The sequence below is a fragment of the Methanobrevibacter filiformis genome (assembly GCF_001639265.1).
GTDB lineage: Archaea > Methanobacteriota > Methanobacteria > Methanobacteriales > Methanobacteriaceae > Methanacia > Methanacia filiformis.
Genome location: NZ_LWMT01000161.1, coordinates 1 through 1,089, shown reverse-complemented (window position 1 = coordinate 1,089; position 1,089 = coordinate 1). Strand labels below are relative to the sequence as shown.

General features: G+C 24.1%; 1 protein-coding gene and 1 tRNA gene. One reads left to right on the top strand and one right to left on the bottom strand.

What is annotated here, in order from left to right; all coding sequences use genetic code 11:
* Nucleotides 1-177: 177 nt before the first annotated feature.
* Nucleotides 178-252: transfer RNA gene (locus MBFIL_RS04620), tRNA-Arg, on the bottom strand.
* A 461-nt stretch (nt 253-713) separates the two neighbouring features.
* Between MBFIL_RS04620 and MBFIL_RS04615 the strand changes: the two genes are divergently transcribed.
* On the top strand, nt 714-1,089 hold a 376-nt coding region (locus MBFIL_RS04615; RefSeq protein ID WP_157078666.1), incomplete at its 3' end, for a hypothetical protein.

Sequence of the window (1,089 nt, the reverse complement as noted above, 5' to 3'; positions counted from 1 at the left end):
AATAGATATTCAATGAAAAACATAGACAACAAATAAAAAAAACTACAAAAAATAATTTACAATCTAACCACAACTAAGAAAATTCACTGTCATCCATCAACTGAAAAATTAATTATTGCACAGCCAATATTCAAAAAAAAAAAACAAAATAAACTTAAATTATCAATTATTCAAAAACGGATTTGGAGGGATTTGAACCCTCGACCTTAAGATTAGGAGTCTTACGCCCTATCCAGACTAGGCTACAAACCCTTATAAGTACATTAGTAATTTGATTTAATAAAATATAAAGTTTATGGTATTTGCATATTCATTATCATTTCAAATTAATCATTGTTAAATCTATTTTTTCTATTTTTAGAAATATTTAAATATTTGGCATAGTCAAGTAGGTTACTGATTTGAAAATTTTTTGGTATTACTTTATTAGTATTAGTTATGATGATCTTTTTTTAGGCTTGAATTTTTGAAATATCTTATTATGTTCCTTTATTTTTCATTGTTTTTGTAGTAATACTTTTATAGTATTACTTTATTATTAATAGTTTTCATTGATTATTCGTTATGATTAAATCTTTTTTAAATAGTTTAAATAGAGAATAAGTTTTTATATATCTTTATTTCTTGCTTTATGAAGTTAATATTTTTTAATAGCTGTTTAAACTTGAAAATATTTATATATTGGTAAATATATATGTTTAATTATGTCTATTATGAATAATATTTATTGTGCATCTGCTATTGATAAATGTCAGCAAACTTTAGATGTTGTTGCTGATAATGTGACTTTTATGTCAAATAAATTTTGTAAATGGGTGGAAAATTCTTTAAAGGTTGCAGGTAATGTTAAATTAAAGTTTAAGAAGAATTTCAAATGGCTACAGGAGAAAATAAGGATTTGTCCAGTTTGTGGAGGTATAAATGTTGATGAAAATGGTAGTCGTGAGCGTTTAATCATTTTTAGCACAGGGAAAGAGTATTTTAAGATACAGACTTATGTATGTAAAGATAAACATGAAAATGGAGAATCTCAGTTTTTTGAGACTAATATCAGTGATATAGTTCCTAAAAACTCTATTTATTCTCATG